Source organism: Bacillus cereus group sp. BfR-BA-01356 (genome assembly GCF_022663635.1).
Taxonomy (GTDB): domain Bacteria; phylum Bacillota; class Bacilli; order Bacillales; family Bacillaceae_G; genus Bacillus_A; species Bacillus_A cereus.
Genome location: NZ_JAKUFX010000090.1, coordinates 1 through 24,375 on the forward strand (window position 1 = coordinate 1; position 24,375 = coordinate 24,375).

Consider the following 24,375-nt stretch of genomic DNA (forward strand, 5'->3'; position numbering starts at 1 on the left):
TATTTTACATAAAATACTGGTCTAGTTTCGTGATGTCTTTTTTAAGCAATTTGTCCTTTGATAACTTCAAAAGATATTATTTTTCAGTTGACATACTACCGCAGGTCTTTGCTACAAAATGAAATTTTTATTTTGTTTTACGCGTCGCTTCTTCAATCAGCCAAGATACAATATTAAAATCATTAGCATCACCCTTTAAAGATGTTCCGTTCCAAAAGCATTCTTTCATCACTTCAAGTAATTCTTCAACAGCTTCAATTCATCTCATATTCATTTTCCCTTTCTTCCAAATAACTATTTTGTTTTACTAATTAGCTGATTAATTTCACAAACACCTTTATCAAACATTCCACGTTTCTTCACCCCGTGAATATTTTTCAAATAAAAATACATACTATTTTCAAGCCGCCGTGTCCACGGCTAATACCTCTTTCTTTTGCTGTATATTTTTTAAGAAATCGAAAATAATACCAACAAGCTGTTTGAACTAGCAGCATCACTCTTCTCGCAATGGGGATGCAAATTATCACAATTAGCTAACTCATTGAACTCACTGGCAGACAACCAAAATCGTTGTCTGCTTTTTGTATGAGATTTTTCGTTTTACATATACTACTTTTGAACCTGCAGACCAATACGAGCCATTTTGGTGCTTGGGATTTCCCTTCCGGGGATAAGTATTTTTTACTTATCCCTTTTTTGTATAGACACGTATATTTAGGGTAAAACTAATTACAAGCAGATTTTCTGTTTATGCGTAGTTCTAAACAAGATTACTTTTTCTCCTATTAAAGGACGGCAGGTACGACTGCTAGTCCTTTTTTCTTATTTCGCATATTATCACTACATTACCTTCATCGTCGTAAGCAATTTCCCCATAAGGATGGCAGTGGTGCTTCTCGAGTTCCTCATCGATCAAAACTAACAAATTAGTTTTCCAGTTTCCAACGATCGTAAACCAATACGAGTTTAATCCTTCATAAACTTCTCTTGTTCCCTTTCGATAATTGCGGAACGTGTAATGAAAATACTCGCTCACTTTAATACCTTTTCTTTCAACCAAAGTGTTCTGCCGAAATAGTAGACATAATAAGTTCCGTTCTCTTTTGCTACTGCATAACATTCCCGTACCGTTTGAATATGTTACAAATTGCTTTCTCTCGATTTTTCCGCTTAAATATTTTTCATGCATAAGTTGCACTTGTTCTTGAATGACGACATGGTAGTAATACCCTTGCTCTACTGGTTTTGGACTATAAAATTTCCTTTATAAATTTCAAATACGGTGAATGAAATTTTTGTTTTTTCTTGCCATCATCCTTGTTGTATACAAACAAAAAAAGAGCCACAATATTTTGCGACTCTTTTACAATTATAACTATTTAACGACCACGTCTTTGCTGACCTTGCTTTGTACTACCTTTTTTATTACTTGGTTTATTAAATGATCGGTTATTTTCATTTCTAGAACTATTTCTTGAATCACTTCTCGAGCTATTTCTCGAATCACGTCTTGATTCACTTCTTGAACCTTCGCGGCTATCTCTTTGACGATTTTGACCTGATTTCTTTGGAGCCGGCTTTGGTACCGGTTTTCCATTTTCATCTACACGTTTTATCTTCGGTTGTTCGATTATTTCTCTTTGTATTGGTGCACCCAGCGTTTTTTCAATTTCTTCTAAATGTTTTTCATCTTTCGCTGCAACGAACGTAATTGCAAGACCTGATCCACCTGCACGTCCTGTTCGGCCAATGCGGTGAATGTAACTTTCTACATCTTCAGGGATATCAAAATTAAATACGTGCGTTACACCATCTACATCAAGTCCACGAGCTGCTACATCCGTTGCAATTAAGTACTGAATTTTAGCTTCGCGGAAACTCTTCATAACTCTTTCACGTTTCGCTTGAGGTATATCACCATGAAGTTCAGCACAATTATAACCTAGTCCTTTTAAATTATCATAAAGCTTACTTGCTCTAACCTTTGTACGACAGAAAATAACTGCTAAAAACGGCTGATCACGATCCATAACAAAACGAAGTGCATCTGGCTTTGCACGATCTGTCGTCTCAATGACACGCTGTTCAATTGTATCTACCGTTACTTCTTCACTTTGTACTTGAATCATTTGCGGCTCATCCATATAACGCTTCGCTAATTTTTTAATATCTTTTGGCATCGTTGCTGAGAATAACATCGTTTGTTTACTACCAGGTGTCTCATCTAAAATATCTTCAATATCATATAAGAAACCAAAATAAAGCATTTGATCCGCTTCATCTAATACAATCGTTGAAAGATTACTTAAATCAATTGTTTCACGGCGTATATGATCTAATAATCGTCCCGGTGTCGCTACAACAATATGTGTATTACCTTTTAATTTTCTCAACTGTTGTGCGACATCTTGCCCGCCATATATCGCTAGTACATTAATATCTTCTCTTTGAACAAGCATTTTTTTAATTTCAGTTGTAATTTGCAGAGCTAGTTCCCTTGTTGGTGCAACAATTAAGGCCTGAACATCACTAGACTCTGGATCGATTTTTTCTAAAATCGGTAACACGAATGCTAACGTTTTACCCGTTCCTGTTTTCGCCTGCCCAATAATATCTTTACCTGACAGAATAACTGGAATTGCCTTCTCTTGAATTGGTGTTGCTTCTGTAATTCCATTTTCACGTAATGTATGATTAAAAGTTTCACTAATTCCTAATTCTAAAAAGTTTTTCAAATAGACCACTTCTTTTCCTTATTTTTCACATTAGCTTTCATTGTACCATTTGTTTCGCCAAATATGAAAAATAAAAAAATTCTTATCTTCTTTTTTTATATTCATCGTGTACTAGATGAACAAATTCTTTTTGCTTTTTCTCGGATTTTATTAATGTTTCCATTGTAAAAGAATATGAAATGAATTGTAAGGAACATATACTTACTCCTACAAAATTCCCATTCGAAATTCACGAATTTCAAGGGTACATCTATAACGATTACTTAAACCTCCAATACTACAATGAAGATATTAATGGGATTTTAAAAATCACTGTTTCACCAGTTCAAAATAAATTAGGCTTCTATGTACATAGGGGAGCTAAGTTCTACAGTTTAAAAAATAATATGAACGCATTATATAATCCTCATTTTGATTCAGCATATGAACTTATCTTTCAGAAGAATGGTTTTCAATATACAATTGCAATTGGTAACAAACGCTATATACAAGGAAAACATAACGTAAAGGATTTAATTAAAATTGCAGAATCTATGAATTAAAAAAACGATCTTTTCGATATAGGAAAGATCGTTTTTTTATTATTTTATACAGTAAGCTTTCCTCCATGATAGCAATAATACTGTGCTGCTTTAAAACTTTTAATCCTATTTAAAGACTGTTTCGCTTTTTCTATATCCAAACAAAAATTCGGATTAGCTATTACTAACTCACGATTCTCTTGAACAGCCGCATCTCCCGTAATTACACAGTCTAAATTCGGAAAATATAATGAAATATGCCCCGAAGTATGTCCTGGCGTCGCTACTATTTGACATTCATTATTCAAAATCATTTGACCATCATGCACTTTTTCATCGACGGAAATATGTTTTATATTTTTTAACTGTTGTATAAACCATTTACCAAATTCTTTTTCTTCATTTGGCATACGTTCTAACATTTCTTCAGCTTGAACTAACCTCTCTGATTTTATATCACCACTAATATAGTTAGATTCAATTTCACTAGCAATAACATTAATGTGAGGATATTTCACTTTGAAATCATATAAAGCCCCTATATGATCATCATCATAATGAGTAATAATTATATTTTTTAAGTTTTTCATCTCATATCCATGTTTTAATATTGCATTTTCAATTAAAGGTAAAAAACTTGTATATCCTGTATCGACTAATGTTAATTCATTATGTACTATAATTAAACTTGGATAAACACATTGTTTTTGCCCGTTAAATTCGAATTCAATTGGTAGTTCTATTATTTTCATTTTTCTTCCCCCATACCGCTTATAAAAGGCATAATAATAACTAAATCATCCACATACATCTTACAATATATATACTATGTAACGGAACAATGTGAATCATTGTATAATCCACATTATATTATTTTGAACAGGTAATCCCTTATTTTTATGGAAATATATAATTAAGAAAAACAATAAAATTGATTAATCTCTCACTTCTTTGTCCATCCTTTTAAAAAATCTATGTTTTGTAAAAGGAGTGTTTATATGGAGAAACAGACACTTTGGAAAAAGTTCAAAAAAAGCTCTGTAAACCTCGGTAAATCTAGCGTATATGAAAGTATTATTTTATTCCACACAATGAAAAAGAAAGAATTACCTACTAAGGCGAAATTCATAATATTAGCCGCTTTATCTTATTACGTATTAACAATCGATTTCATTCCAGATATAGCTGCTATTATTGGGATTGGCTTATTAGATGATGTTTTAGCAATCGCTGTAGCGCATAAATACGTTATGAGACACGCAGATGCTGAAATTCGAGAAAAGAGCAAAGTAAAGATGGAGTCATTATTTACTTCAGCACAAGCATAATGAAACTATCTAGTCATTTACCTACCTTTTTACTTTCAAATAAAGCTAACTGTAATTAATGATAGTTCCACCTCACTGAATATTACCCTTCACCATGAGAGCATAGCAGAATAAATTCCTAAACAAAAGCTTTTCTCTTAGCTCTCAAACCGTAAACAAATTGGGAATCAGCACTTGTTCCTAAGTTCTGACTCCCTTTTATTTATTCTTATATCTATCTGTTATACAGTTTCATGCGTTCCCTTATATAAAACTGCTATTGCCGCTACTATAAGAATCATACCCATAAAAGCAGGTGCGGCATGACCAAGTGATACATAGATTTGTCCTCCAAGAATAGGACCAATCATTCTTGCTAAAGCTTGAATAGATTGGCTTCCACCTTGAATCCTTCCTTGTTCACTAGAACTGACAGACTTTGAAAGCATCCCGTTGAATGAAGGCCCGAAAATTGAATCCCCAAAACCATACATCAGCATTCCAACGATTAGTAGTGGATAGAGTGAAAACAAAGCTGATGCCGCAATAAAACTGTATCCTATAATCTCCGAAACCATCCCAAGAATTGCTATTTGTTTATCACTAAGCTTGATTAAAAGCTTTGGCATGATAAAACTTTGTGAAACAATGTCTTGAAAGCCCAAAATTGAAAACATAAGTCCGATTAATGCAGGTTTCCAACTGAAAGTATCCATTGTAAATTGTGTAAAAATTGCTTGTAAAGATCCGTTAGGTATCCAAAGTAAAAACGCCGAGACAAGTAACCATTTTAAATTTTTCATGGAAAGTATATTTGCTAGCTGTGCAAAAGGATTCAACCTTACAAAAGTAATCTCTTTCAATCTATTATTTTTGTCAAGGCTCTCTGGCATATATTTCATCCCATATACAACATTTAATAAAGTTATGATTGCTCCAAAATACAAAGGTACAGTAGCACCAAACTTAGCAAGTAATCCTCCAAGGGTCGGGCCAATGATAGTTCCCGCACCTACAACTGCACTCACCCATCCAAAGTATTTCGTTCTCTGCTCTTTTGGAATAATGTCTGCAAAATATGCGAAGATAGTACTTATGCTCCCGCCTGTTATTCCTTCTATTATGCGTCCAGCAAATAGTACCCATAAAGCTCCTCCTATACCAAAAACTAAGTACCCAATTGCAGAACCAAATAAGCATATTAAAAGTAATGGACGACGCCCATATTTATCGCTTAAAGCTCCGAGTACTGGGGCAGCAAAAAACACGCAAGCCGCATATACGGAAGTTAGTAGTGTAACAACTAATGCTTGTTCTTCTGAATTACTTATATATGGCTGTACTAAGAATGGAACTACAGGCATGATGATACTGAAACCTATACCACAAAGAAATACAGACATAAGTCCGAATAGTAAAGCATGTTTATCTATGTTTTTTTCAGTTTCCCTTTCATTTTGTGATCTAAATATAGACATTTAACTTCTCTCCTCAAAACATTTTGTTGCTGTGTCAACAAAATGTTAACTCTGTTTTGTTGATTAGTCAACAAAAATAACATGATAAAAAAGCAGCCTATTCTCATTAGAGTAAGGCTGCCCGTAAAAGCCCGATTGGTGAGGGCTGATAATCAGTGGAGATGAAGAAAACCCCCACTGATTAATGTTTCACTTTATTATTAAAATGTATTACGATTTAATATGTACACCTTGTTTCTTTATTTCTGCATCCAAATGTCTACTATACTTTTCCACGAAACGAATTATACTGTCGAATTCTTCTTCAGTTACTTGCTCAAATACAGCTTTATCCCGCTCTTGAAACTCTTTGTGCAGATTTTCATGGATTTTATAAATTTCTTTCCCTTGTTCGGTAAGCCTAAAATAAATTTCTTTCTTATTTTCTGACTTTTGGTAGCTTTCAATAAGGCCTTTTTGTATGAGTTTCTTAGTCATTCTACTTATAGCACCGCGAGTCACATAAAAAGCCTCTGCGAGTTGTGTCACGTTAGAATCTGCATTGTTTTCAATATATTCAATGCAGTGAACTTCAGAAGACTTAAAACCTTTAAGACCTTCTTCCATCTTATCTTTATTAAGCCAAACCAGCTTATTATATAATTCCCTGAAACCGTTCATGACCTGTTCTTCTTTATTCATGACCTGCCCTCCTCACCGCTCATTAGCACATTAAAACTATTATATTAAATTTCTGCTTATGTTTCGACAATATTGAAATAATTATTGTAACGTTCAAGATATGTGTAAAAATTGGCGCTTAAATAAAACAATTCATTAAACAGCAAAATTATTGCTACTTACAGTAAACGGTAGACAAAAAGTAAGAGCTAAGATCATTTCTCTTAGCTCTTCTTTTATAAAACTATTTCACTTCATTAGCGACAAAAAAGTGCTCACATACACTTGATATGCGCTGTAAGTCCACGTTCCCACCGGATATAACAGCTACTACTTTTTTCCCTTTTATATAACTATCAACTTTTCCTGCAAGAAGTGCAGCAGTTGCTAATGCACCTGCACCTTCTACAACAGCTTTCCCACGTTGTAATAAATCTTTCATCGCTACTTCCAGTTCTTTTTCTGATACAGTTACAATATCATCTACTAATTCTTTTACAATTTCAAATGTTAATTCCCCTGGTATTTTAACTGCGCAACCATCTGCAATAGTAGGTGCCTCATAATGTTCTACGATTGCTCCTTTATCGTAAGATGCCTTCATTCCATGAACATTATCTGCTTGGACACCAATTATATTAATCGATGGATTAAAAGATTTTAATGCTACAGAAATACCAGAAATAATTCCGCCTCCACCTATTGGTACAATAACAGTATCTACATCCCACATATCATCAAGAATATCTAATCCAATTGTACCTTGACCAGCCATTACCTCTACATCATCATATGGATGTAAGTATGTCTCACCTGTTTCCCTTATAATTTCTTCACATTTTGCCTTTGCATCATCAAAGGTTTCACCATGTAAAATCACTTCAGATCCATATCCTCTAGTTGCTTCAACTTTCGCCTGCGGTGCAGAAATTGGCATAACAATTTTACTCTTAATACCGAGTAAATGAGCAGATAATGCAACTCCTTGTGCATGATTACCTGCTGAACATGCAATTACACCTTTTTCTTTTTCTTGATCCGTGAGCCGCGACATTTTATTAAATGCGCCACGGAATTTAAAAGAACCCGTTAATTGCATATTTTCTAATTTCAAATGAATTTCTCCGCCCGTTTTACTAGTCAAGTAAAAAGATTTTACTAATGGCGTTTTACGAGCATTTCTATCTAGAATCTTGTGAGCTTTTTTAATATCGTCTATATGTAATGGTAGTTTTCTAGTTATCATACTTACACCTCTTCCAATGTTCTATTCCTAAGTTTTCGTAAGTCGTAGCTCCTTTATACGAAAAGAAAAAGTCTTTATATATGTACCCCACTCTGAAATAAACACATTTGCAAACAATTTAACATCCTCTTCATGTCGCGTTCTTTATAATGATTTAAACATGCAATTTGGATCCAATTATTCTTTTGTAAATAAGATGACTCATAATGAACGATGTATCCTTGTAATGCTAATGTATCGCCTACTACTTTAGAAGAATAATCTTCGCTCAATACAATAGTAAGTATAATTGGCGCGGCATGTTCTTTAGGTGAAACAAGCCTTAAACCCATATCAGTAATAACTTCTTCAACATAATCATATGTCTCTTTAATTTTTACAAATGCCTTTTCATCTTCAAATCTCTTCAAAGCTTCTTGCAATGCATAAATTAAATTCCATGATTGTGAGTATGGAATACTTTCATTTTCTTCATACATGCCAATGTCCATATAGGCCGGCACAGCCTCGTTTATTTTTACAATGTGGTTATGAAAAACGAAAGAAATTCCTGTATATGATTTAATCGCTTTACCACTAACACCACTTGCAAAATACACATCCTTCAAGTCTAATGGTATTGCTCCAATTGAGCTTATGCAATCTACACACAGTTTCATTTGATTCTCGTTACAAAGAGTATTTAGCTCGTTTAAATCGTTTAACATTCCAGTAGATGTTTCATGATGAACAAACCAAATCCATTCATAATTTCCAGTTGTCATAATTTCTTCTAATTCGGTATAAATAAATGGATCTCCCATTTCCTTTTTATAAGTATCAAAATGTAACCGTGCTCGTTTTGCATGTCCAACTAATCTATTACCAAATTCCCCATTTGTTAATACTAGTCCTTTCCCTTTTAAAGAACGTAACTGTAAAGCAATCGTATCATTTGCTAACGTCCCTGTTCCTAACATAAGCTGTACATGTTTTGCTTTTGTCATGTGAAGTAACCGTTTTTTCACATTGTCCATCATCACTTGAAATGACTTAGAGCGATGGGAAATAGGTCGCGTAGAAAATGCCTTTCGAACGTTCTCTTCAATATCTACTGGACCAGGTAAAAACGTATATTCTTTCGTCATAATCCCCCCAATACTCGACTCTTCAAACATAGCAGGGGTAACATACATTGGCTGGAAGGCTGCTTCTTCTGTACCAACTAACGTATGGAAAGATTTGAATCCCATTTGCTCATATAAAGCTAGTTCACGTGTTGTTGCAGAAATGAGTGCTAATTCATATCCATTTAGAAGCAAATAACGATGTAGAAAACGAATTAATCCTAACAACGCTCTTCCATTTCTATATTCACGTTCTACTGAAAGTAAACGAATTTCATACACTTTTTCTCCATGCTCTTGCAAATAAATATCTAAATTTGAAATTTTATAATCTAACGAGAATGGTCGTTTTCCCCGCACTGCGACCATACCTACTAATCTATCCTCATCTAAACAAATTAAATATGTATTTTCTTTATGAAACCGATCTATACGAAACCGTTCTTTCGTTTCTTCATGTTGTGGTATCTCTTCTACAAAAGTTTTATAATTCAATTTATGTATACTTTCAAATTCCCAATCTTGATCAGCAACTTTATAAATTAACCCCATGCCTTATCTCCTTTATCTATTTAATAAAAAATGATAAGTGGAGATTATCCCCACTTATTAAACACTCATTTTATTCTCGATTTACATATAGAATAAGTACAATAATTATTCCACTTAATATAGTGGTAACAATAGAATAAGAATAAAGAATCATACAAATTGGTAAACAAGCAATCGTAATTAGTCCTGGCTTCGTAAACCCTTTAAATATTAAATAAAATACAATAAAAATGCCTAAGAGGGTAAGCGCTATCAAATAATCAAATGCGATTAGTCCTCCTATAAATGTTGAAATACCTTTACCGCCCTTGCCTTTAAATAAAACTGGATAAATATGTCCAATAATAACGGCCAATAATGTTAACATTACGAATGTAGGATCTTCAAAAAGATATTTTGCTACAGCAACAACGATTGCCCCTTTAATTGCATCACCTAAAAATGTAGCGATGAAATACCCTTTTCCATATACGCGCCCCATATTTCTTGCGCCAGGATTTCCGCTTCCTTCATCCCTAATATCAACGTTATGTCTCAATTTTGTTACTATATAAGCGGTCAATATGTTTCCAATTAAATAAGAAGCCACCAAATATAAAAACTGCATACTATTAATCATGTAATCATTCACTTTCTACATGGGAATACATATACAATATTCAATTACTACGTATATTGTACGTTTTTAACATACATCCCTTTATACATTTTAACATCATATTTTTACAAATCATACAAAAATTCTCATACCTATTTTTAAAAATATATATCCCTCATTAAATAATATGTTCCTTTCACTGCCATTTCTGCTTGTGATACGAATGTAATTTCTTTCATACTTTCTTCACACCATTTCTTAAATACAGCAAATATTTCAGGAACTAAACGCAATATACTGCCACTTACTGCAATTGGCGTTGAGTGCTTAAAGTTCAACTTGTTATAAACATTTACTGTAATCCTTGCTAATTCCTTTCCAGCTTGCATCATAATTTCATGCGCATCATCATTGCCATCTCTCGCTTCCTGAATAACTAATGGGGCGATTGCTGCAATTTTATCTTTAGAAGAAGTATATACTAAGCTTTTTATATGAGACGGTGTCAAAAGTTGAAACTGCCTTTGAATATTCAAACTCAATGGACAAAGACTGATTCCTTGATCGAACTGAATTGCCATTTTCTTTAAAGCTTGTAATGCAATCCAATATCCGCTCCCCTCATCTCCTAAAATATGTCCCCATCCACCGCTATACTGATATACTTCTCCTTTCTTTCCTATACAAATTGCACCTGTACCACCTATAGTTAATATTCCATCCTTACCTTTTAAAGCAGCTGCATGTGCGATCATTGCATCATTAAAAATTTCAATTTTTGTTCCGTATTTCTTTTTTAAACGTAATGTTAATTCATTTGTATTCGCTCCGCTTATACCAGCTAATCCTAAACAAACACAAACGCAATGCCCATTTATTAAACTCTTCTGGCATTGATTAATTGCTTCCATAATATGCACAAGAGCTTCTTCAAAATCTATTAATATGTTTCCAAAACCACTGGTAGCTCTTACAAGTTCATTTCCGTCTTTATCAAATGCAATTGCCTCGGTCTTTGTTCCCCCGCCATCTACTCCAATCATATACTTCATATGTTCGCCTCATTTTCATCTGCGTATGGAGGGAATGTTATATTCCCTAAAATTACGGAATTCTTAGCACCTGTTGCGCTCGGCACATTACTCGGATTACGATGATACGTTTCGTTTGCTAAAATAGCAAATGCAATTGCTTCTTTCGCTGCTGAAGAATGACCAATATCTTCTTGTATACATATGCTACATTTCTCTTCCCTTAAACCATTCCGTAACATTTCAACAAGTGTATTATTATAACTTCCACCACCACCTAAAATCACCTCATCAATTTCATAATACGGCAAAATAAACGCCTTATAATGATGAACAATTGAACATGCTGTAAACATCGTGACAGTTGCCAATATATTTTCTTTACTATGCTTTTTAAATCGATTCAATAATTCAGTCACAAACGCTTCTCCAAACTGTTCTCTACCTGTTGATTTTGGTGGTTTCATGTTCAAAAATGGATGGTTCATACAGTATGTTAAAATTTCATCTACAACTACCCCCTGCTTTGCAATCCAACCATTTTGATCATATGGTACATGAAATAATCTTTGACATACTTCATCGATTACCATGTTGCCTGGTCCAGTATCGAAAGCAATAACACTCTCTTTACTTCGTTTACTTGGAACCACTGTAACATTACCAATCCCACCAATATTTTGTAGTAGTCTATTTTTAGTTTGATGCCGATATAAAATAATCTCTGAATATGGTACAGGTGGTGCACCTTGTCCCCCTGCCGCCATGTCCATCGTTCGGAAATTCGAGATAACCGTCGTGTTCGTTTCATATGCTATTACTGCTGGTTCCCCAATTTGCAATGTTGAAGAAATAATATTCCCTTCTTGCTTTGGCTGATGATAAATTGTTTGTCCGTGAGAGCCTATTAAATCTAATTGTCTCAAAGGAAAATTGGCCTCTTTACAAACTTCCTTTACAGCATTGGCGAAGCATAAACCAAGTTTAAAATTTAAACTACATATAATTTGGACATTCGAAGTTTCAATTGATAACGCTTGTTGGATCTCATTTTTCATATCATTACAAAATGGAACAGTAGTAAAATGAATGAGTTCGATTTTAGAATCTACACCACTTCCTTCTATATGAACGAGCGCTACATCTATTCCATCTAATGAAGTACCAGACATTACCCCTGCAATATACATAACGTGCATGACCTCCTATTTACTAAAAAACAATCATGTAAGTAACGAACGTACAACCAATCGAAAACAATATAAATCTAAAAAACAACTGAGCTTTCGATGCAAACGATCCATCAATGAAAGAAACAACTACCGTAAGCAAAACGCTTGCCGCAATACTTGTAACAAGCCAGATACTATGCATTTGTGATAGATTTAGCATGCCTAATAAAGGGACAAAAAGTAAATTTGCACAAATCACTCCAAATAATAATAAAAATACGCCTTTATAACTAAATTTTATATTCATTCTATTTCCCCCTTTCTAGTTTTAATGTGAAAGAAGTGATAGACAAAAAGTCTATCACTCAAAATAACAGCGTGCAGATTAAGGATTAACAGATTCCCCATCACCATTTTTTTCAATTTCAAGCATATTTTTGTCGTACATTTTAAAGAATGGTAAATAAATAAGGAACGATATTGCTATATTTATAAAAACTAATACAATCGCACGCCAATCTCCACCTGTTGCTAAATATGCACCAATTGGAGCAGGTAGTGTCCATGGCGGCATAATATGCGTTGGTGTTACAAATCCCATCGCAGTTGCTGAATATGCAACAGTTGCTGTTACAAGTGGTGTAATGATAAATGGGATAATTAAAATTGGATTTAGTACAATCGGTAATCCGAATATGACTGGTTCATTAATATTAAAAATACCCGGAACAATACAAGTTCTTGATAATGCTTTCGAATATTTCGATCGACCAAATACAATCATAGCTAATACAAGCCCTAACGTCGCACCAGAACCGCCAATCCATATAAACCATTGATATAACGGCTCTGGTGAAATAAATGGCAACTGATCTGCTCCACTAGCAACTGCTTCACCATTTTTCCCTAGATATACTTCCCATAATGGCCGAGCAACAGTTCCAACAACCGACACACCATGGATGCCGAATGACCAAAAAAACGTAATTAAAAACACTGGAATCATTACACCGAAGTAACTATCCCCAGCTTTTACTAATGGTGCTGCTAATTTATCAACAATATGGTGTAAATCAATGCTAAAAACGACAGTTACTAGACTCATTATAATAATAACGAATGCTGCAGGTATAAGTGCTTCAAATGAACGCGATACAGATGGCGGTACTTGTTCTGGCATTTTAATCATTACATTTTTCTGCTTACAAAATCTTAAAATCTCTACGGATAAAATAGAAACAATCATCGTCACAAATAATCCATGACCTCCGAGATTTGTCATCGGAAGCATGAATCCTTTTTTATCAATTAACTCAGGCGTTAATGTTAAAAGTAGTGAACATACCGCGAGCTGTGCTCCTGATAAAGCATCTAATTTATAACTTTTCGCTAAATTATATCCTATTCCAAATGCGATATATAAAGACATAATAAACATGGTTAAACGATATGGTATCAATATACTTGTTTGATTCTTTAATGCCCAAACTGATATGAAACTATCTTTCGGCAGTGGTGGAAATGCTACTATTAAAAAGAAGCTTCCTACTATAATAAATGGTAACGCCGAAATAACTCCATCACGGATTGCTTGTAAATGTCTCTGCTCAGAAAGCCTTGCCATCGGTCCAGATAAGTTTTTATCAAGAAACGTGACAAACTTATTCATAACGTTTCCCCCTAACTTATTAATTCATTTACAGTTTTTAATAAAGTCGGGCCACCAAGCGGTGTGTATGCTTGCGGCGGTATGATGCCACACGGAATAGATTCCTCCTCTGCAAATTTTTTTACAGAGTCAAATCGGTGTCTTATTTGAGGTGCCACCATTACGACATCCCAGCCATTCTTTACTTCTTCCTCTACCTCATTCGTTCCAATTGCATGCACTTCCATGTTCACACCATTTTTCTCCGCTTCTTTTTTTAAAGCGTTTACAACAATTGCACTGGACATTCCTCCAGAACAGACGAACAAAACTTTCATTTATTAATCCTCCTATACTTATAATTTATTACCCTTCAAATGAAAGGAAGTTTCACTTTACTAACAAGCATATGAAGTAGTAAATGAATTTAGTTATAATGAAAGTAAATTTCATTAAAAATATTTTTCCTATTAAATTAATGTTTCAATATGCAATTTTCTCTATTGCAAGGTCAACCTCGCCTCAGATATTATTTTAAATAATCATATGATAGGGAGGCTTATAAATGATCGTTAAACGTTTATTAATGATATGTTGTATCGTTATCTTGTTCATCCCTTTCTCTTTCATTCCCCCTCACTCTACTTATGCTGAAGTAAATACTACGTACAAAAAACATGAATTACGTGCTGTATGGATCGCATCAGTTCTGAATATTGATTGGCCCTCAAAAACTGGCTTACCTATTGAAAAACAGAAGCAAGAATTTATAAGATTATTAGACGATGTAAAAAGCACTGGTATGAATGCAGTTGTTGTACAAATTAAACCAACCGCTGATGCTTTCTATCCTTCAAATTACGGTCCTTGGTCTGAATACATTACAGGAACACAAGGAAAAGATCCTGGTTATGACCCGCTCGCATTTATGATTGAAGAAACTCATAAAAGAAATATAGAATTCCACGCTTGGATTAATCCATACCGAATAACGATGAATCACACCGATATAAATCGATTATCAAATAATCACCCTGCAAGGCAACATCCCGATTTGGTTGTCCCTTATGGCGGAAAGTTATATTACAATCCCGGTATTCCGGAAGTGAAAAAATTTATAACAGAAGGCGCTTTAGAAATCGTACAAAATTACGATATTGATGCGCTGCATATGGATGATTATTTTTACCCATATAAAGTAGCCGGTGAAGAATTTCCAGATCAGAAAACGTACGAAACATATAATAATGGTAGATTTACAAATATAGAAGATTGGCGACGTAACAATGTAAATGAACTTGTAAAAGATTTAAATACTGCTATAAAACAAGAAAAATCATATGTAAAGTTTGGCATTAGTCCGTTCGGCGTATGGCGAAATATAGCTGACGATCCCACTGGCTCTAACACAACCGCAGGCCAAAGAAACTATGATGACCTTTATGCTGACACACGTGAGTGGATACAAAAAGGATATATTGACTACATTACACCGCAAATATATTGGAATATAGGTTTCACCCCAGCTGCATATGACATATTAGTAGATTGGTGGGTTAAAGAAACAAATAAGAAACCGATTCACCTATACATCGGTCAAGCGGCCTATAAAATTAATAATAACTCCGTCCCTGCTTGGTCTGATCCAGAAGAATATCCAAAACAAATTGCATTAAACCGGCTATATCCTGATATAAAAGGTAGTATGCATTTTAGCTTAAAAGATATTAATAACAATCCACTCGGAGTTAAAGATAGACTTTCAAAAAACATATATAAACATCCTGCATTAATCCCGCCTATGCCTTGGCTTGATCATGATCCACCAAAACAACCGACTTTAAAAGGCGCCATTCCAAGAGATGAAGGTATTGCAATCGGTATCATTGACAATAGAGATAATGATTCTGCTTATTACGCTATTTACCGCGTGAATGGGAAAAATGAAGTGGATGTACAAAATCCCAAAAATTTACTTACTACTGTAAGAAAAACAAAACTTGGAGAAATTTATGTAGATAAAACCGCTATTTCCGGAGAAACGTATACCTATGTCGTAACTGCAGTTGATCGATTGCATAATGAAAGTGTGGCTTCTAGTCATACTACCGTTAGTGCAAAATAAAACCTCATAAAAAAAGCGCCTTAAAGCTGTGATACTTAGCTTTTAAGGCGCTTTTTGTTATTTATTCTTAAACTTCTCAGTCGCTGCCCTCATCTTCACATTTAAATCGTGATCAATCGAGTCGCGAATATCTCGCTCTACTACTTCCATTTCTTTTTTGAAATTTTCCAAGTAGATCTTCAGTTCTTCTTCCTTCTCTGGTCTTTGTGAAGGTGGTAATTGTACTACCAACGATAACATGGCCGTTAAATCTTTCATTAAGAATGTTTCAAGTTTATGTTGTTGTTCAAACATGCGTTGCTCTTGATAGTACGGAAGTGCATTTAATACCGAAATTGTAATATCATCAACCGTTCTTTGTAATGAAGGATTTATTGAGCGTTTATACGCTTGAATTGTATTTAATGCGTCTGGATAACGGTCATAAAAATACAATTTGTAAAATGATAAGTCTGTCGGTTTTACAGTTTGCTGCGTTTCTTGTCTTAAGAAATCTTTCACTTTCATCGCAGCCACATCAATATCTTCATTCGTAAGCTTTTTCGTAGTTTTTGCCATTACATGCACTTTTTTCTGCTTTTCTTTCGGTAACATCGAGAAGACTTGCTCTCTCGTACGTTGACCTGATGCACAAAATAGAGTATTTAATGTATTTTGTTCTTTCTTTCCTTCGGTGCGAATCCAGCGATAAAACAGTGGATGTTGTGTAAATTCTTGTAGAAACGGTATTGATTTGTTTGATATCTTATCTAGAGAATCTTGCGCTCTTTTATATGGCTTCGTCCATGAAAAATACAGTTTCCGCCCGAAGTATACGACTAAAACAACGACAGTAAATGCTATTAAAAGCAATGTACCGAGTAGTAATAGTACTGTTTGAATGAAACTCATTTGTTCACCTCCTCTAATAATCCGTTATTTCCTTGGACGCTGAATGAGTTTCTGCTTCATCTCATCATTAAATGTGTCTAGTTCAATAACGAACTTCTTGCTTGACTCAATAATACGTTCTGACGATTTTTCAGATGCTTCAATTGCAGCGAACACATTTTGGAATGATTCACGTAATTTATCCATGCTAATAGCAGGGTTTTCAAGCAATTTCGTCGTTTCTTCTGTATTTTGTTTTAACGCTTGAGAATTACTTAATACCATCGATTCAATTGCTTCATTCGTCGCATTTACGGCATCAATTGTTTTCCGTTGATTCGTTAATGCAAGCTGAATAGCAGCTGAAACTGTTACAACGTTTTGTGTCATCGTAATCGCATTACGTATCGCCTCTGTTAATTTTTCATTATTTTTCTTAATGATGTCTACAGAAGCTATAGATTGTAATAATACACTTTTCGCTTGCTGCATATTACGTGTACGTACAAGTATCTTTTCTAATGCATCGTTAATTAACGGAATATCCCTTTGACGCTCTGGGTTTTGTTTCTCAGCTTCAAGCATGCCAGCAAGCTTTTTCCCTAAGTATACTTGTTTATCAAGAGCATGAATTTTATCGTGCGATTGTTCTTTTAACATTTCAAGACCAACTGTATCCTCTTGTAAGTTATCACGACCAATTAGAAGGGATCTAATAATTTCCTCAATTTGCTTATCTATAGATTGATATTTATGCACGTATGTTTCAAGTGGATTTTTCTTAAATACTTTAAACATAATTTTCTTCATACCACTTGCTTTTAATGAATTCGGATCAAGCTCTGATACTACTTTGCGTAATTCTAACAATGTATTTGGAATTTCTTCATTCTTTCCATTCATCATCGCTGTGACAGGACGTTTTAATGCTGATAACGTTTGTCCTGCTGCTTGTTGTTCTTTATCCCCCAAATCTCCTAGCTGCGACAATACTTTCGATAAATCTGTATTTTGCTCGCTATTTAACTTTTGTACATAAAGATCGGCTTCTTTATTTAATTCATCAAGTTCTTCATCTTTTATAACTGTATCAACTACTACTTCTACATTATTATCTTTCACAATTGATACGGGTTCTTTTTTCTCGAGTTCAGTCAACAAAATCGCTCCTTTATTTATATGTGCGAATTTATGTGCACTATATTTCATCTAATATATTGTATTTCATTTGCAAACAGCCTATATGAAATCAATTTTCAAGAAATACCTGCTTATGCAGTCATTCCCTGTTTCTTACTATAAGTATACCTGTAAACAACATAATTTTCCTCAGACTTAAGACCTAGAGACCGACATGCTGAAGGCGGATTCTTCGTATGTTACGTATATAAATTACGTCCTTCCCATACTACTGCACGCAATCTTTTGACATACACCCTTTTTCAATGTGATAATTATATTACACTCAATCCTATTTCTTCTTACGCGCTACAAATGCTCCCTTTTGAAACGCTAATAACACTGTTTCAAACGTATCATCTTCTTCAATCATTTTTATAAACTCATCTAATTCACTTGCATGAGAAGTTGCATTATCAACAACAAGAAAACCTTTTGGTTGTAACATACGTTTTATATGTTCAAGCCACCACATGTATTGCGTACGCTCTGAATCTAGGAAAATAAAATCAAATGAATCATCTAGTTGTGAATCTAAAAATGCCCCTGCTTCTTGATTGTGAACATCAATCCTTTGTAAAAGGTTTGCCTTTTCAAAATTGATAAGTGCCTCTCCAACTCGTTCTGAAGAAAGCTCTACAGTTGTTACATTTCCATTTGTTTCTTCTACCGCATTAGCCAACCACAATGTAGAATAACCATTAGAAGTTCCAATTTCTAAGATATTTTTTGCATTACACCCTTTTACTAAAATTGATAAAAATTGCCCCATCTCACGAGAAATATTCCGTAATTTTTCTTCCCGTATTTTTTTATTCCGATCATGCTCTTCTCCATATTGTTCAAGTTGAAGTAATAATGAATCTAACGTATCCATTCTTTTCATCGCCTTTCCAAGCAATATGATGAAAAAGCTCTTGCTGCCCGTCTACTTTTATTATATGCGAAACGAAATCCTTTTTCCCGTTATATGACAAAGATTTATAATTTTTTATAGCATATTGTTTCATTTTTTGGTAAAGTTAATTTCTACGTGCAATTATTCCATTCATATTATTTCATATTATTTCATATTAAAATTGCAGTTATTAAATTATATAAACCCCATTTAAATGAATCGGTATTTCAAATTCAATTAAGCGCCCTTTTCGGACGCATTTTCTTTGTTTATATATTTCCAGAAGAAAGGATGCTTACAAATGAACGTGATTAGCTTAGATGCTGCTCGAAAACGAAAGCAGCATAAAAAATTAATGATTACTATACCGATTATTACACGTATTTATGAAGAAGACGGGGAAATTAAATTTGAGGTAGCTGGCGAAAAAGATGTACCTCTTGAAATGTTAGAAAAATAATAAAAAAACGCATTTCTAAAGAAATGCGCTTTTTTATATTTTTACATTTAAATGCATAAGTTTTTCAGGATTAACCATCATATAAATATTTGAAATCTTCTCATCCTCAAATGCAAACGAAAGAACATACGTTACTTTATTATTTATTGTAACTATAACTCCTGGTATACCATTTACCATTTTAAAATCAACAGTGTACTCTTCTGTCAATCGTTGTGCAATCCCAAAGAACAAGCGAATAATTCGATCTGCAGAATAAATTGGATTGATCGCAGTCGTAACTTTACCGCCACCATCAGCTTTGAGTATAGCATCTGTTTTTAATACTTCCAACATACCTTCCGTATCCCCACACTGTAATGATGCTACAAACTTTTCAACATAAGAAGCCATTTTCTCCGTGCTTAATTTTGATTGCTTCGGTTTCTCCAACATGCTTTTTCGTGCACGTTGAAAGATCTTCCTGCAGTTCACACTACTCTTATCAACAATTGAAGCTATTTCTTCGTATTCATAACTGAAAACCTCTCTTAATATGAAAACAATCCTTTCTACCTCAGATAGTTGTTGTAAAAGTAATAAATATGCGGTGGAAAGGGATTCTTTCATTATAAATGACTTTGATGGCTCATCACTCTCTTCCACAAGTGGCTCTGGTAACCACATCCCTACATACACGTTACGTTTATGCGCTGCCGATCGTAATTTATCAATTGAACGATTTGTCGCCATCTTACATAAATATGCTTTCATATTTTCTATAGATTGTGGATCTTCTATATTATTTAGCGAGATAAATACATCCTGAACGATATCCTCAGCATCCATAACACTCCCAAGGATTCTGTATGATAACGAAAATAATAATGGTTGATACGCTTCATATAACTGCTCCGTTTCCATGATGAACTGCCTCACTTTCATATTGCTTTAAAATGTGTAACGCTGCACGTTTCCCGCTTGCTACCGCAGCATCAGCTAATATTTCATCATGCCCTGCCCAATCTCCTGCAACATAAACACCTGGCATTTCAGGTATATTAGGACCCGGCTTTTCAACACGGTCAATATGAGGAAAACCATGTACTACTGTTATTTTCGGTAAATACTGCTGTGCAACAACTTCTCTTTTCCAATTTGGATGTAACAACTCCATCGTACTTTCCAACTGTTCTTTATCTTCATGAATATGATTCATCTCTAGCACAGGATTATGGTACTTAATTAGACTCACTGCAATTGATCCGTCTTCACTTAATTTAGCTGCTCTCGATTGATTTGTGAAAAATATAGGTCGATCTAATCCTAATACAAATTGATGTATAGGATTGGGTAATTGTCTCAAGCCAATATCTAATGCACCAACAGTAACCGGTACCGATTGTTCACTCCATTTATGCAAACTTGTTCCTTCTGCACCTTTTATTATTTTACAAGCCTCTTTCGGCGGAGTCGTCACGATGACTGTACCTACTTCAAAAACCTCATCATCAACACAATGTATTCTTTGTTTACCTTCGGAATGCTCAATTTCCACAACATGCTTTTTAGCCAAAAACTGCACCCCGATATCATTCGCTAAATCTCTTAATTTTGTTATTATCGTCTCCCAACCACCATCTACATAAAGCACTCCTTCTTTTATAGAAAGCTGTATTTGCTTTAGTACAGATGATGCTAATTGTATTGTAGGAGCAAACGTATATGTTGTTGTCCGGCATAGCGCATAAAATATATTGCGAACCATTGGATCTTTTATTTCATTTTCTGCCCATGTAGTTAGACTCATTTTCGAAACTTCTCCTACATCTAAATTTCCTAAACGAATCATAAGACGTGAGAATTGTACTTTTGCAGACCAAGAAAGTAGTGGTGTTGATAAAATTGAGCGAAAATCTGTTGGGATGGTGAATATATCCCCTTTCCATATTCCATGTGCTTTTGTAGATGGTATTCCACCTGGAAGAGTCATACCGAGCTCATTAAAAGTTATAAACGCTGCCCCACCTCTATATAAAGCATGTGCACCAAGATTCATGCAGATTCCATTTTTATTTGTAGTCATCCCTCGGCCACCGAATTGACTGGACTTTTCTAATACAATCACTTTCCTTCCAGCTTTCGCTAAATATATAGATGCTGTTAATCCAGCAAGCCCACCGCCAACAATTGCTATATCAAATGTATTCATAATAAAATCCCTCCTTAATCGTTCTACATACAAGACGAACGATTAAGGAGGGATGTGACATAAAAATAAATTTTTATTATCCTACTTTGTTTCTTTACTTTTTAATTCGATCATATTGCATACGAAATAACTCAATTGCAAATGGAATATCCTCTTCACTCTTTAAATAATAACTGACCCATCCTGATTCAGGTAATACGTGATGTGGTTTTACCAATCCTTGCTTCACTAATTCATCTCGCTTTAACTTCGGAAATGGTAAATCAGCTAATTTATCACCATGAAGATGCCCAAGTTCTTTCTTACCATAATTTATTTCAATACCACCAAATCGATGCGGTTTTTCAGAAACACCCGCCCAGCTGAGTACTTCATTTCTAATCATTTCACTAAATGACATGAACATTCACTCCTTATAAATGATTGATGTAATTTTAAATTAACATTTTCATTACTTTTTTCCATCAATCCAAAGTATGAATGGGAATACGAATATAGTTTAATCTTTATACTTTATACTTTATACTTTATTCTTTATGGAATAAGTGAATTTATTAAGCTACCGACAACAGCACAAAACAAAGATTAGACACATATCCTAATTTTGTAACCTAACTTCCCTATAGAAAGGCGGGTAATATAATTGACTGCAAACATCGACTATACCTCCCCCTCAACCAATTTTACTTATGATGTAAATAAAAGTAATTTTTTTCGGAAAGATGCCCAAAATTATATAAATGTACTTGGTATTAAACAATTAAATACTTTAGAAAATACTTCATTATTAGATATTTATTTAAGTACAGGAAATGTTGTAGAACCACATATTCATCAAAATGCAGCTGAACTTGTTTATTGTATTTCAGGGTCTGCTGTTGTTTCTTTACTTAATCCATTTACGAATCAAATATTAAACTTACCGATAAAACCCGGGCAAGTTGCCAATATTCCACAAGCGTGGTGGCATTATGAAATTGCTACAGCAGATAATACTCATTTATTAGCTATTTTCAATGCCCCAGCGCCAGAAGTTATTTTCGGTTCTGATATTTTAAGATTAACTCCGGCTCATATGATGGCCCATACTTACTGCCTCAATGAACAACAATGGAAACAAGCGGTTTCTCCTATTCAATCAACTACTGTTATTGGCCCTCCGGCAAACTGCAATCAAAACCGTGGAATGAAAAATTACCCAACCCAGCCCCTCCCTCAACAACATAATCCGTATCCCCAAGATTCTTATTACTTTCCTCTTTACTGGGGCTATTAATTTGTAAATTTTTAAAAGAATCACCATTTATCTCCTAGGAAAATACCGAGGAGATTTTTTTATTGTATCTTCTCTTCCTATTAATAATAGTAACAATTGATAGTGTACATACATATAATATTTATATATTAAATTGGAGGTGATAGTACTATGAGTAATTATAACTATCGAAAAAACTACTCTTATAATAAAAATAGTAGCTCTTCAGCATCCTCTCAATCTTCCAATTCTCAATCTTCCAATTCCCAATTGCAAAGAGACTTAGCCGAGCAAGGCTATGTAAAGAAAAAAGGATGTAACTGCAATAAAAATAAATAGTTTATTTTATGGATGAATTCTTTTTTTAAAGAATTCATCTTTTTTTCTGATCGAAAATTTTTAAAGTTACATAACTTATTCCTTAAATGAGAAAGGGTAAATTATACTTTTTTATACGAACTTAACAAAGAGTAATTGTTCAATTGATTTATTACTTATTTTCCAAAAAAATATAGTCCTTCCTAAATTTATTAGGAAGGACTATATACAAACCCCTGTTTAATTTCCTACTAAACATTGTAACAAATTAAACGATATTAATACCTGCACTTACAAATCCAGCAACTGCAGCTATTGGACTTGCTGCTGTTAATGAAACATATAACAGTATTTTATCCCCAGCTGCTACTGGAATAGCTTCAGGTATGATTCCTGATGCTGTAGAACCAATCGCTATTGCGGCAAATGCTGGTGTTAATAAAAGAGGTGCGCCTTGTACTGTAAACGTATTGCTTGCTGCAGGTGCAGTTAATATTTGTATTTGCACTTGAACAGGTGATAATGGAGCTAATGCAGCTGTTGCACTAAAGAAACCTGCTAATGACGTAATAACCCCTGCTCGTGGTGCTACAAATGCATAATCACCTACACCTAATGCTAATGTGATACTTGTTCCACCCGTTAATGCTATACCAGGCTGACTAAATCCAAATCCAAGAAGAGTTCCTGTATTAGCTACTAACGCATTAACTAACGCTGCTGGTGTTGTACCTGAAGCAAACGGAATAATAGCTCCGCCACCAGTTGCACCCGTTGCTCCTGTTAAGCCTGTTGCTCCTGTTAAACCTGTTGCTCCTGTTGGACCTGTTGCTCCTGTTGGACCTGTTGCTCCTGTTGCTCCCGTTGCTCCTGTTAAGCCTGTTGCACCAGTTAAACCTGTTGCTCCCGTTGGGCCTGTTGCTCCTGTTAAACCTGTTGCGCCACCAGTACCTGCTGGACCTGTCGCTCCTGTTGGGCCTGTTGGACCTGTCGCTCCCGATGGACCTCATGATCCTCCTCCG

General features: G+C 34.5%; 22 protein-coding genes and 2 pseudogenes. 5 read left to right on the top strand and 19 right to left on the bottom strand.

The genetic code is table 11. The annotated features are described in order from the left end of the window. Positions 1 to 1,382 precede the first annotated feature (1,382 nt). Positions 1,383 to 2,747, bottom strand: coding sequence for a DEAD/DEAH box helicase (locus MR168_RS23520; protein WP_086412531.1), 1,365 nt, complete (start codon positions 2,745 to 2,747; stop codon positions 1,383 to 1,385). A 149-nt stretch (positions 2,748 to 2,896) separates the two neighbouring features. Between MR168_RS23520 and MR168_RS23525 the strand changes: the two are divergent. Further along, positions 2,897 to 3,280, top strand: a pseudogene (locus MR168_RS23525) (hypothetical protein); the annotation flags it as partial. A 44-nt stretch (positions 3,281 to 3,324) separates the two neighbouring features. On the opposite strand, the gene MR168_RS23530 reads toward MR168_RS23525, so the two are convergent. Then, on the bottom strand, positions 3,325 to 4,011 hold the full coding sequence (locus tag MR168_RS23530; RefSeq protein WP_086412530.1) for an MBL fold metallo-hydrolase: 687 nt from the start codon (positions 4,009 to 4,011) through the stop codon (positions 3,325 to 3,327). 246 nt (positions 4,012 to 4,257) lie between these two features. On the opposite strand from MR168_RS23530, the gene MR168_RS23535 reads away from it, so the two are divergent. Continuing rightward, entirely contained in the window at positions 4,258 to 4,587 is a 330-nt protein-coding gene (locus MR168_RS23535) for a YkvA family protein (protein WP_086412529.1), read from the top strand. Between the two features lie 221 nt (positions 4,588 to 4,808). Here the strand turns inward: MR168_RS23535 and MR168_RS23540 are convergent, their stop codons facing one another. The 10 genes from MR168_RS23540 to MR168_RS23585 all read right to left on the bottom strand — a co-directional run bounded on the left by MR168_RS23540 (position 4,809) and on the right by MR168_RS23585 (position 14,395). Beyond that, a complete protein-coding gene (locus MR168_RS23540) occupies positions 4,809 to 6,044 on the bottom strand; it encodes an MFS transporter (protein WP_086412528.1) in 1,236 nt (411 codons plus the stop codon). Between the two features lie 210 nt (positions 6,045 to 6,254). Beyond that, positions 6,255 to 6,725: a MarR family transcriptional regulator gene (locus MR168_RS23545; protein WP_086386008.1), complete on the bottom strand. Its 471-nt coding sequence runs from the start codon at positions 6,723 to 6,725 to the stop codon at positions 6,255 to 6,257. A 223-nt stretch (positions 6,726 to 6,948) separates the two neighbouring features. Continuing rightward, positions 6,949 to 7,950 (bottom strand): bifunctional threonine ammonia-lyase/L-serine ammonia-lyase TdcB, encoded by a 1,002-nt coding sequence (gene tdcB, locus MR168_RS23550; protein WP_061661061.1) that lies wholly within the window; start codon positions 7,948 to 7,950, stop codon positions 6,949 to 6,951. 74 nt (positions 7,951 to 8,024) lie between these two features. Then, positions 8,025 to 9,608 (bottom strand): aminotransferase class V-fold PLP-dependent enzyme, encoded by a 1,584-nt coding sequence (locus MR168_RS23555; protein WP_086412527.1) that lies wholly within the window; start codon positions 9,606 to 9,608, stop codon positions 8,025 to 8,027. Positions 9,609 to 9,678: 70 nt separating this feature from the next. Next, positions 9,679 to 10,227, bottom strand: a complete 549-nt coding sequence (gene plsY / locus MR168_RS23560) for a glycerol-3-phosphate 1-O-acyltransferase PlsY (protein ID WP_000610870.1) — start codon at positions 10,225 to 10,227, stop codon at positions 9,679 to 9,681. A gap of 137 nt (positions 10,228 to 10,364) precedes the next feature. Next, a complete protein-coding gene (locus MR168_RS23565; protein ID WP_000876588.1) occupies positions 10,365 to 11,258 on the bottom strand; it encodes a BadF/BadG/BcrA/BcrD ATPase family protein in 894 nt (297 codons plus the stop codon). After that, a complete protein-coding gene (anmK, locus tag MR168_RS23570) occupies positions 11,255 to 12,427 on the bottom strand; it encodes an anhydro-N-acetylmuramic acid kinase AnmK (RefSeq protein ID WP_086412526.1) in 1,173 nt (390 codons plus the stop codon). The genes MR168_RS23565 and anmK overlap by 4 nt, the downstream gene beginning before the upstream one ends. A gap of 22 nt (positions 12,428 to 12,449) precedes the next feature. Continuing rightward, a complete protein-coding gene (locus MR168_RS23575) occupies positions 12,450 to 12,716 on the bottom strand; it encodes a hypothetical protein (RefSeq protein ID WP_001021963.1) in 267 nt (88 codons plus the stop codon). A gap of 78 nt (positions 12,717 to 12,794) precedes the next feature. Beyond that, positions 12,795 to 14,078 carry a PTS sugar transporter subunit IIC gene (locus MR168_RS23580; protein WP_086412525.1) on the bottom strand — a complete coding sequence of 428 codons (1,284 nt, stop codon included), beginning with the start codon at positions 14,076 to 14,078 and terminating at the stop codon, positions 12,795 to 12,797. A gap of 11 nt (positions 14,079 to 14,089) precedes the next feature. After that, positions 14,090 to 14,395 (bottom strand): PTS sugar transporter subunit IIB, encoded by a 306-nt coding sequence (locus MR168_RS23585; RefSeq protein ID WP_000865907.1) that lies wholly within the window; start codon positions 14,393 to 14,395, stop codon positions 14,090 to 14,092. Positions 14,396 to 14,622: 227 nt separating this feature from the next. Between MR168_RS23585 and MR168_RS23590 the strand changes: the two genes are divergently transcribed. After that, entirely contained in the window at positions 14,623 to 16,182 is a 1,560-nt protein-coding gene (locus MR168_RS23590) for a glycoside hydrolase family 10-like protein (protein ID WP_242291531.1), read from the top strand. A 57-nt stretch (positions 16,183 to 16,239) separates the two neighbouring features. Here MR168_RS23590 and MR168_RS23595 read toward each other — a convergent pair whose 3' ends face one another. From MR168_RS23595 to MR168_RS23605, 3 genes are all read right to left on the bottom strand, one after another. Next, a complete protein-coding gene (locus tag MR168_RS23595) occupies positions 16,240 to 17,073 on the bottom strand; it encodes a DUF3974 domain-containing protein (RefSeq protein WP_000008372.1) in 834 nt (277 codons plus the stop codon). A gap of 24 nt (positions 17,074 to 17,097) precedes the next feature. After that, positions 17,098 to 18,210, bottom strand: a complete 1,113-nt coding sequence (locus tag MR168_RS23600; RefSeq protein ID WP_000137402.1) for a toxic anion resistance protein — start codon at positions 18,208 to 18,210, stop codon at positions 17,098 to 17,100. Between the two features lie 313 nt (positions 18,211 to 18,523). Continuing rightward, positions 18,524 to 19,117, bottom strand: coding sequence for an O-methyltransferase (locus MR168_RS23605; RefSeq protein WP_086412533.1), 594 nt, complete (start codon positions 19,115 to 19,117; stop codon positions 18,524 to 18,526). Positions 19,118 to 19,430: 313 nt separating this feature from the next. On the opposite strand from MR168_RS23605, the gene MR168_RS23610 reads away from it, so the two are divergent. After that, the gene (locus MR168_RS23610) at positions 19,431 to 19,589 is read left to right on the top strand and encodes a hypothetical protein (RefSeq protein WP_001100984.1); all 159 of its coding nucleotides are present in this window, start codon (positions 19,431 to 19,433) and stop codon (positions 19,587 to 19,589) included. Positions 19,590 to 19,622: 33 nt separating this feature from the next. Here the strand turns inward: MR168_RS23610 and MR168_RS23615 are convergent, their stop codons facing one another. From MR168_RS23615 to MR168_RS23625, 3 genes are all read right to left on the bottom strand, one after another. Continuing rightward, entirely contained in the window at positions 19,623 to 20,492 is an 870-nt protein-coding gene (locus MR168_RS23615; protein ID WP_000447162.1) for a sigma-70 family RNA polymerase sigma factor, read from the bottom strand. After that, positions 20,470 to 21,780 (bottom strand): phytoene desaturase family protein, encoded by a 1,311-nt coding sequence (locus MR168_RS23620; RefSeq protein ID WP_049107818.1) that lies wholly within the window; start codon positions 21,778 to 21,780, stop codon positions 20,470 to 20,472. The genes MR168_RS23615 and MR168_RS23620 overlap by 23 nt, the downstream gene beginning before the upstream one ends. Positions 21,781 to 21,874: 94 nt before the next feature. After that, entirely contained in the window at positions 21,875 to 22,180 is a 306-nt protein-coding gene (locus MR168_RS23625) for a luciferase domain-containing protein (RefSeq protein ID WP_006921730.1), read from the bottom strand. 243 nt (positions 22,181 to 22,423) lie between these two features. Between MR168_RS23625 and MR168_RS23630 the strand changes: the two genes are divergently transcribed. Next, on the top strand, positions 22,424 to 23,056 hold the full coding sequence (locus tag MR168_RS23630; protein ID WP_000126322.1) for a cupin domain-containing protein: 633 nt from the start codon (positions 22,424 to 22,426) through the stop codon (positions 23,054 to 23,056). Between the two features lie 565 nt (positions 23,057 to 23,621). Here MR168_RS23630 and MR168_RS23635 read toward each other — a convergent pair. Next, positions 23,622 to 24,359, bottom strand: a pseudogene (locus MR168_RS23635) (exosporium glycoprotein BclB-related protein); the annotation flags it as partial. Positions 24,360 to 24,375 lie beyond the last annotated feature (16 nt).

What these genes read in the sequence shown, in the direction of transcription:
- MR168_RS23530 (WP_086412530.1), bottom strand. Translation starts at nt 4,011, where the DNA reads ATGAAAATAATAGAACTACCAATTGAATTCGAATTTAACGGGCAAAAA.
- MR168_RS23535 (WP_086412529.1), top strand. Translation starts at nt 4,258, where the DNA reads ATGGAGAAACAGACACTTTGGAAAAAGTTCAAAAAAAGCTCTGTAAAC.
- MR168_RS23540 (WP_086412528.1), bottom strand. Translation starts at nt 6,044, where the DNA reads ATGTCTATATTTAGATCACAAAATGAAAGGGAAACTGAAAAAAACATA.
- MR168_RS23545 (WP_086386008.1), bottom strand. Translation starts at nt 6,725, where the DNA reads ATGAATAAAGAAGAACAGGTCATGAACGGTTTCAGGGAATTATATAAT.
- tdcB (WP_061661061.1), bottom strand. Translation starts at nt 7,950, where the DNA reads ATGATAACTAGAAAACTACCATTACATATAGACGATATTAAAAAAGCT.
- MR168_RS23555 (WP_086412527.1), bottom strand. Translation starts at nt 9,608, where the DNA reads ATGGGGTTAATTTATAAAGTTGCTGATCAAGATTGGGAATTTGAAAGT.
- plsY (WP_000610870.1), bottom strand. Translation starts at nt 10,227, where the DNA reads ATGATTAATAGTATGCAGTTTTTATATTTGGTGGCTTCTTATTTAATT.
- MR168_RS23565 (WP_000876588.1), bottom strand. Translation starts at nt 11,258, where the DNA reads ATGAAGTATATGATTGGAGTAGATGGCGGGGGAACAAAGACCGAGGCA.
- anmK (WP_086412526.1), bottom strand. Translation starts at nt 12,427, where the DNA reads ATGTATATTGCAGGGGTAATGTCTGGTACTTCATTAGATGGAATAGAT.
- MR168_RS23575 (WP_001021963.1), bottom strand. Translation starts at nt 12,716, where the DNA reads ATGAATATAAAATTTAGTTATAAAGGCGTATTTTTATTATTATTTGGA.
- MR168_RS23580 (WP_086412525.1), bottom strand. Translation starts at nt 14,078, where the DNA reads ATGAATAAGTTTGTCACGTTTCTTGATAAAAACTTATCTGGACCGATG.
- MR168_RS23585 (WP_000865907.1), bottom strand. Translation starts at nt 14,395, where the DNA reads ATGAAAGTTTTGTTCGTCTGTTCTGGAGGAATGTCCAGTGCAATTGTT.
- MR168_RS23590 (WP_242291531.1), top strand. Translation starts at nt 14,623, where the DNA reads ATGATCGTTAAACGTTTATTAATGATATGTTGTATCGTTATCTTGTTC.
- MR168_RS23595 (WP_000008372.1), bottom strand. Translation starts at nt 17,073, where the DNA reads ATGAGTTTCATTCAAACAGTACTATTACTACTCGGTACATTGCTTTTA.
- MR168_RS23605 (WP_086412533.1), bottom strand. Translation starts at nt 19,117, where the DNA reads ATGAAAAGAATGGATACGTTAGATTCATTATTACTTCAACTTGAACAA.
- MR168_RS23610 (WP_001100984.1), top strand. Translation starts at nt 19,431, where the DNA reads ATGAACGTGATTAGCTTAGATGCTGCTCGAAAACGAAAGCAGCATAAA.
- MR168_RS23615 (WP_000447162.1), bottom strand. Translation starts at nt 20,492, where the DNA reads ATGGAAACGGAGCAGTTATATGAAGCGTATCAACCATTATTATTTTCG.
- MR168_RS23620 (WP_049107818.1), bottom strand. Translation starts at nt 21,780, where the DNA reads ATGAATACATTTGATATAGCAATTGTTGGCGGTGGGCTTGCTGGATTA.
- MR168_RS23625 (WP_006921730.1), bottom strand. Translation starts at nt 22,180, where the DNA reads ATGTCATTTAGTGAAATGATTAGAAATGAAGTACTCAGCTGGGCGGGT.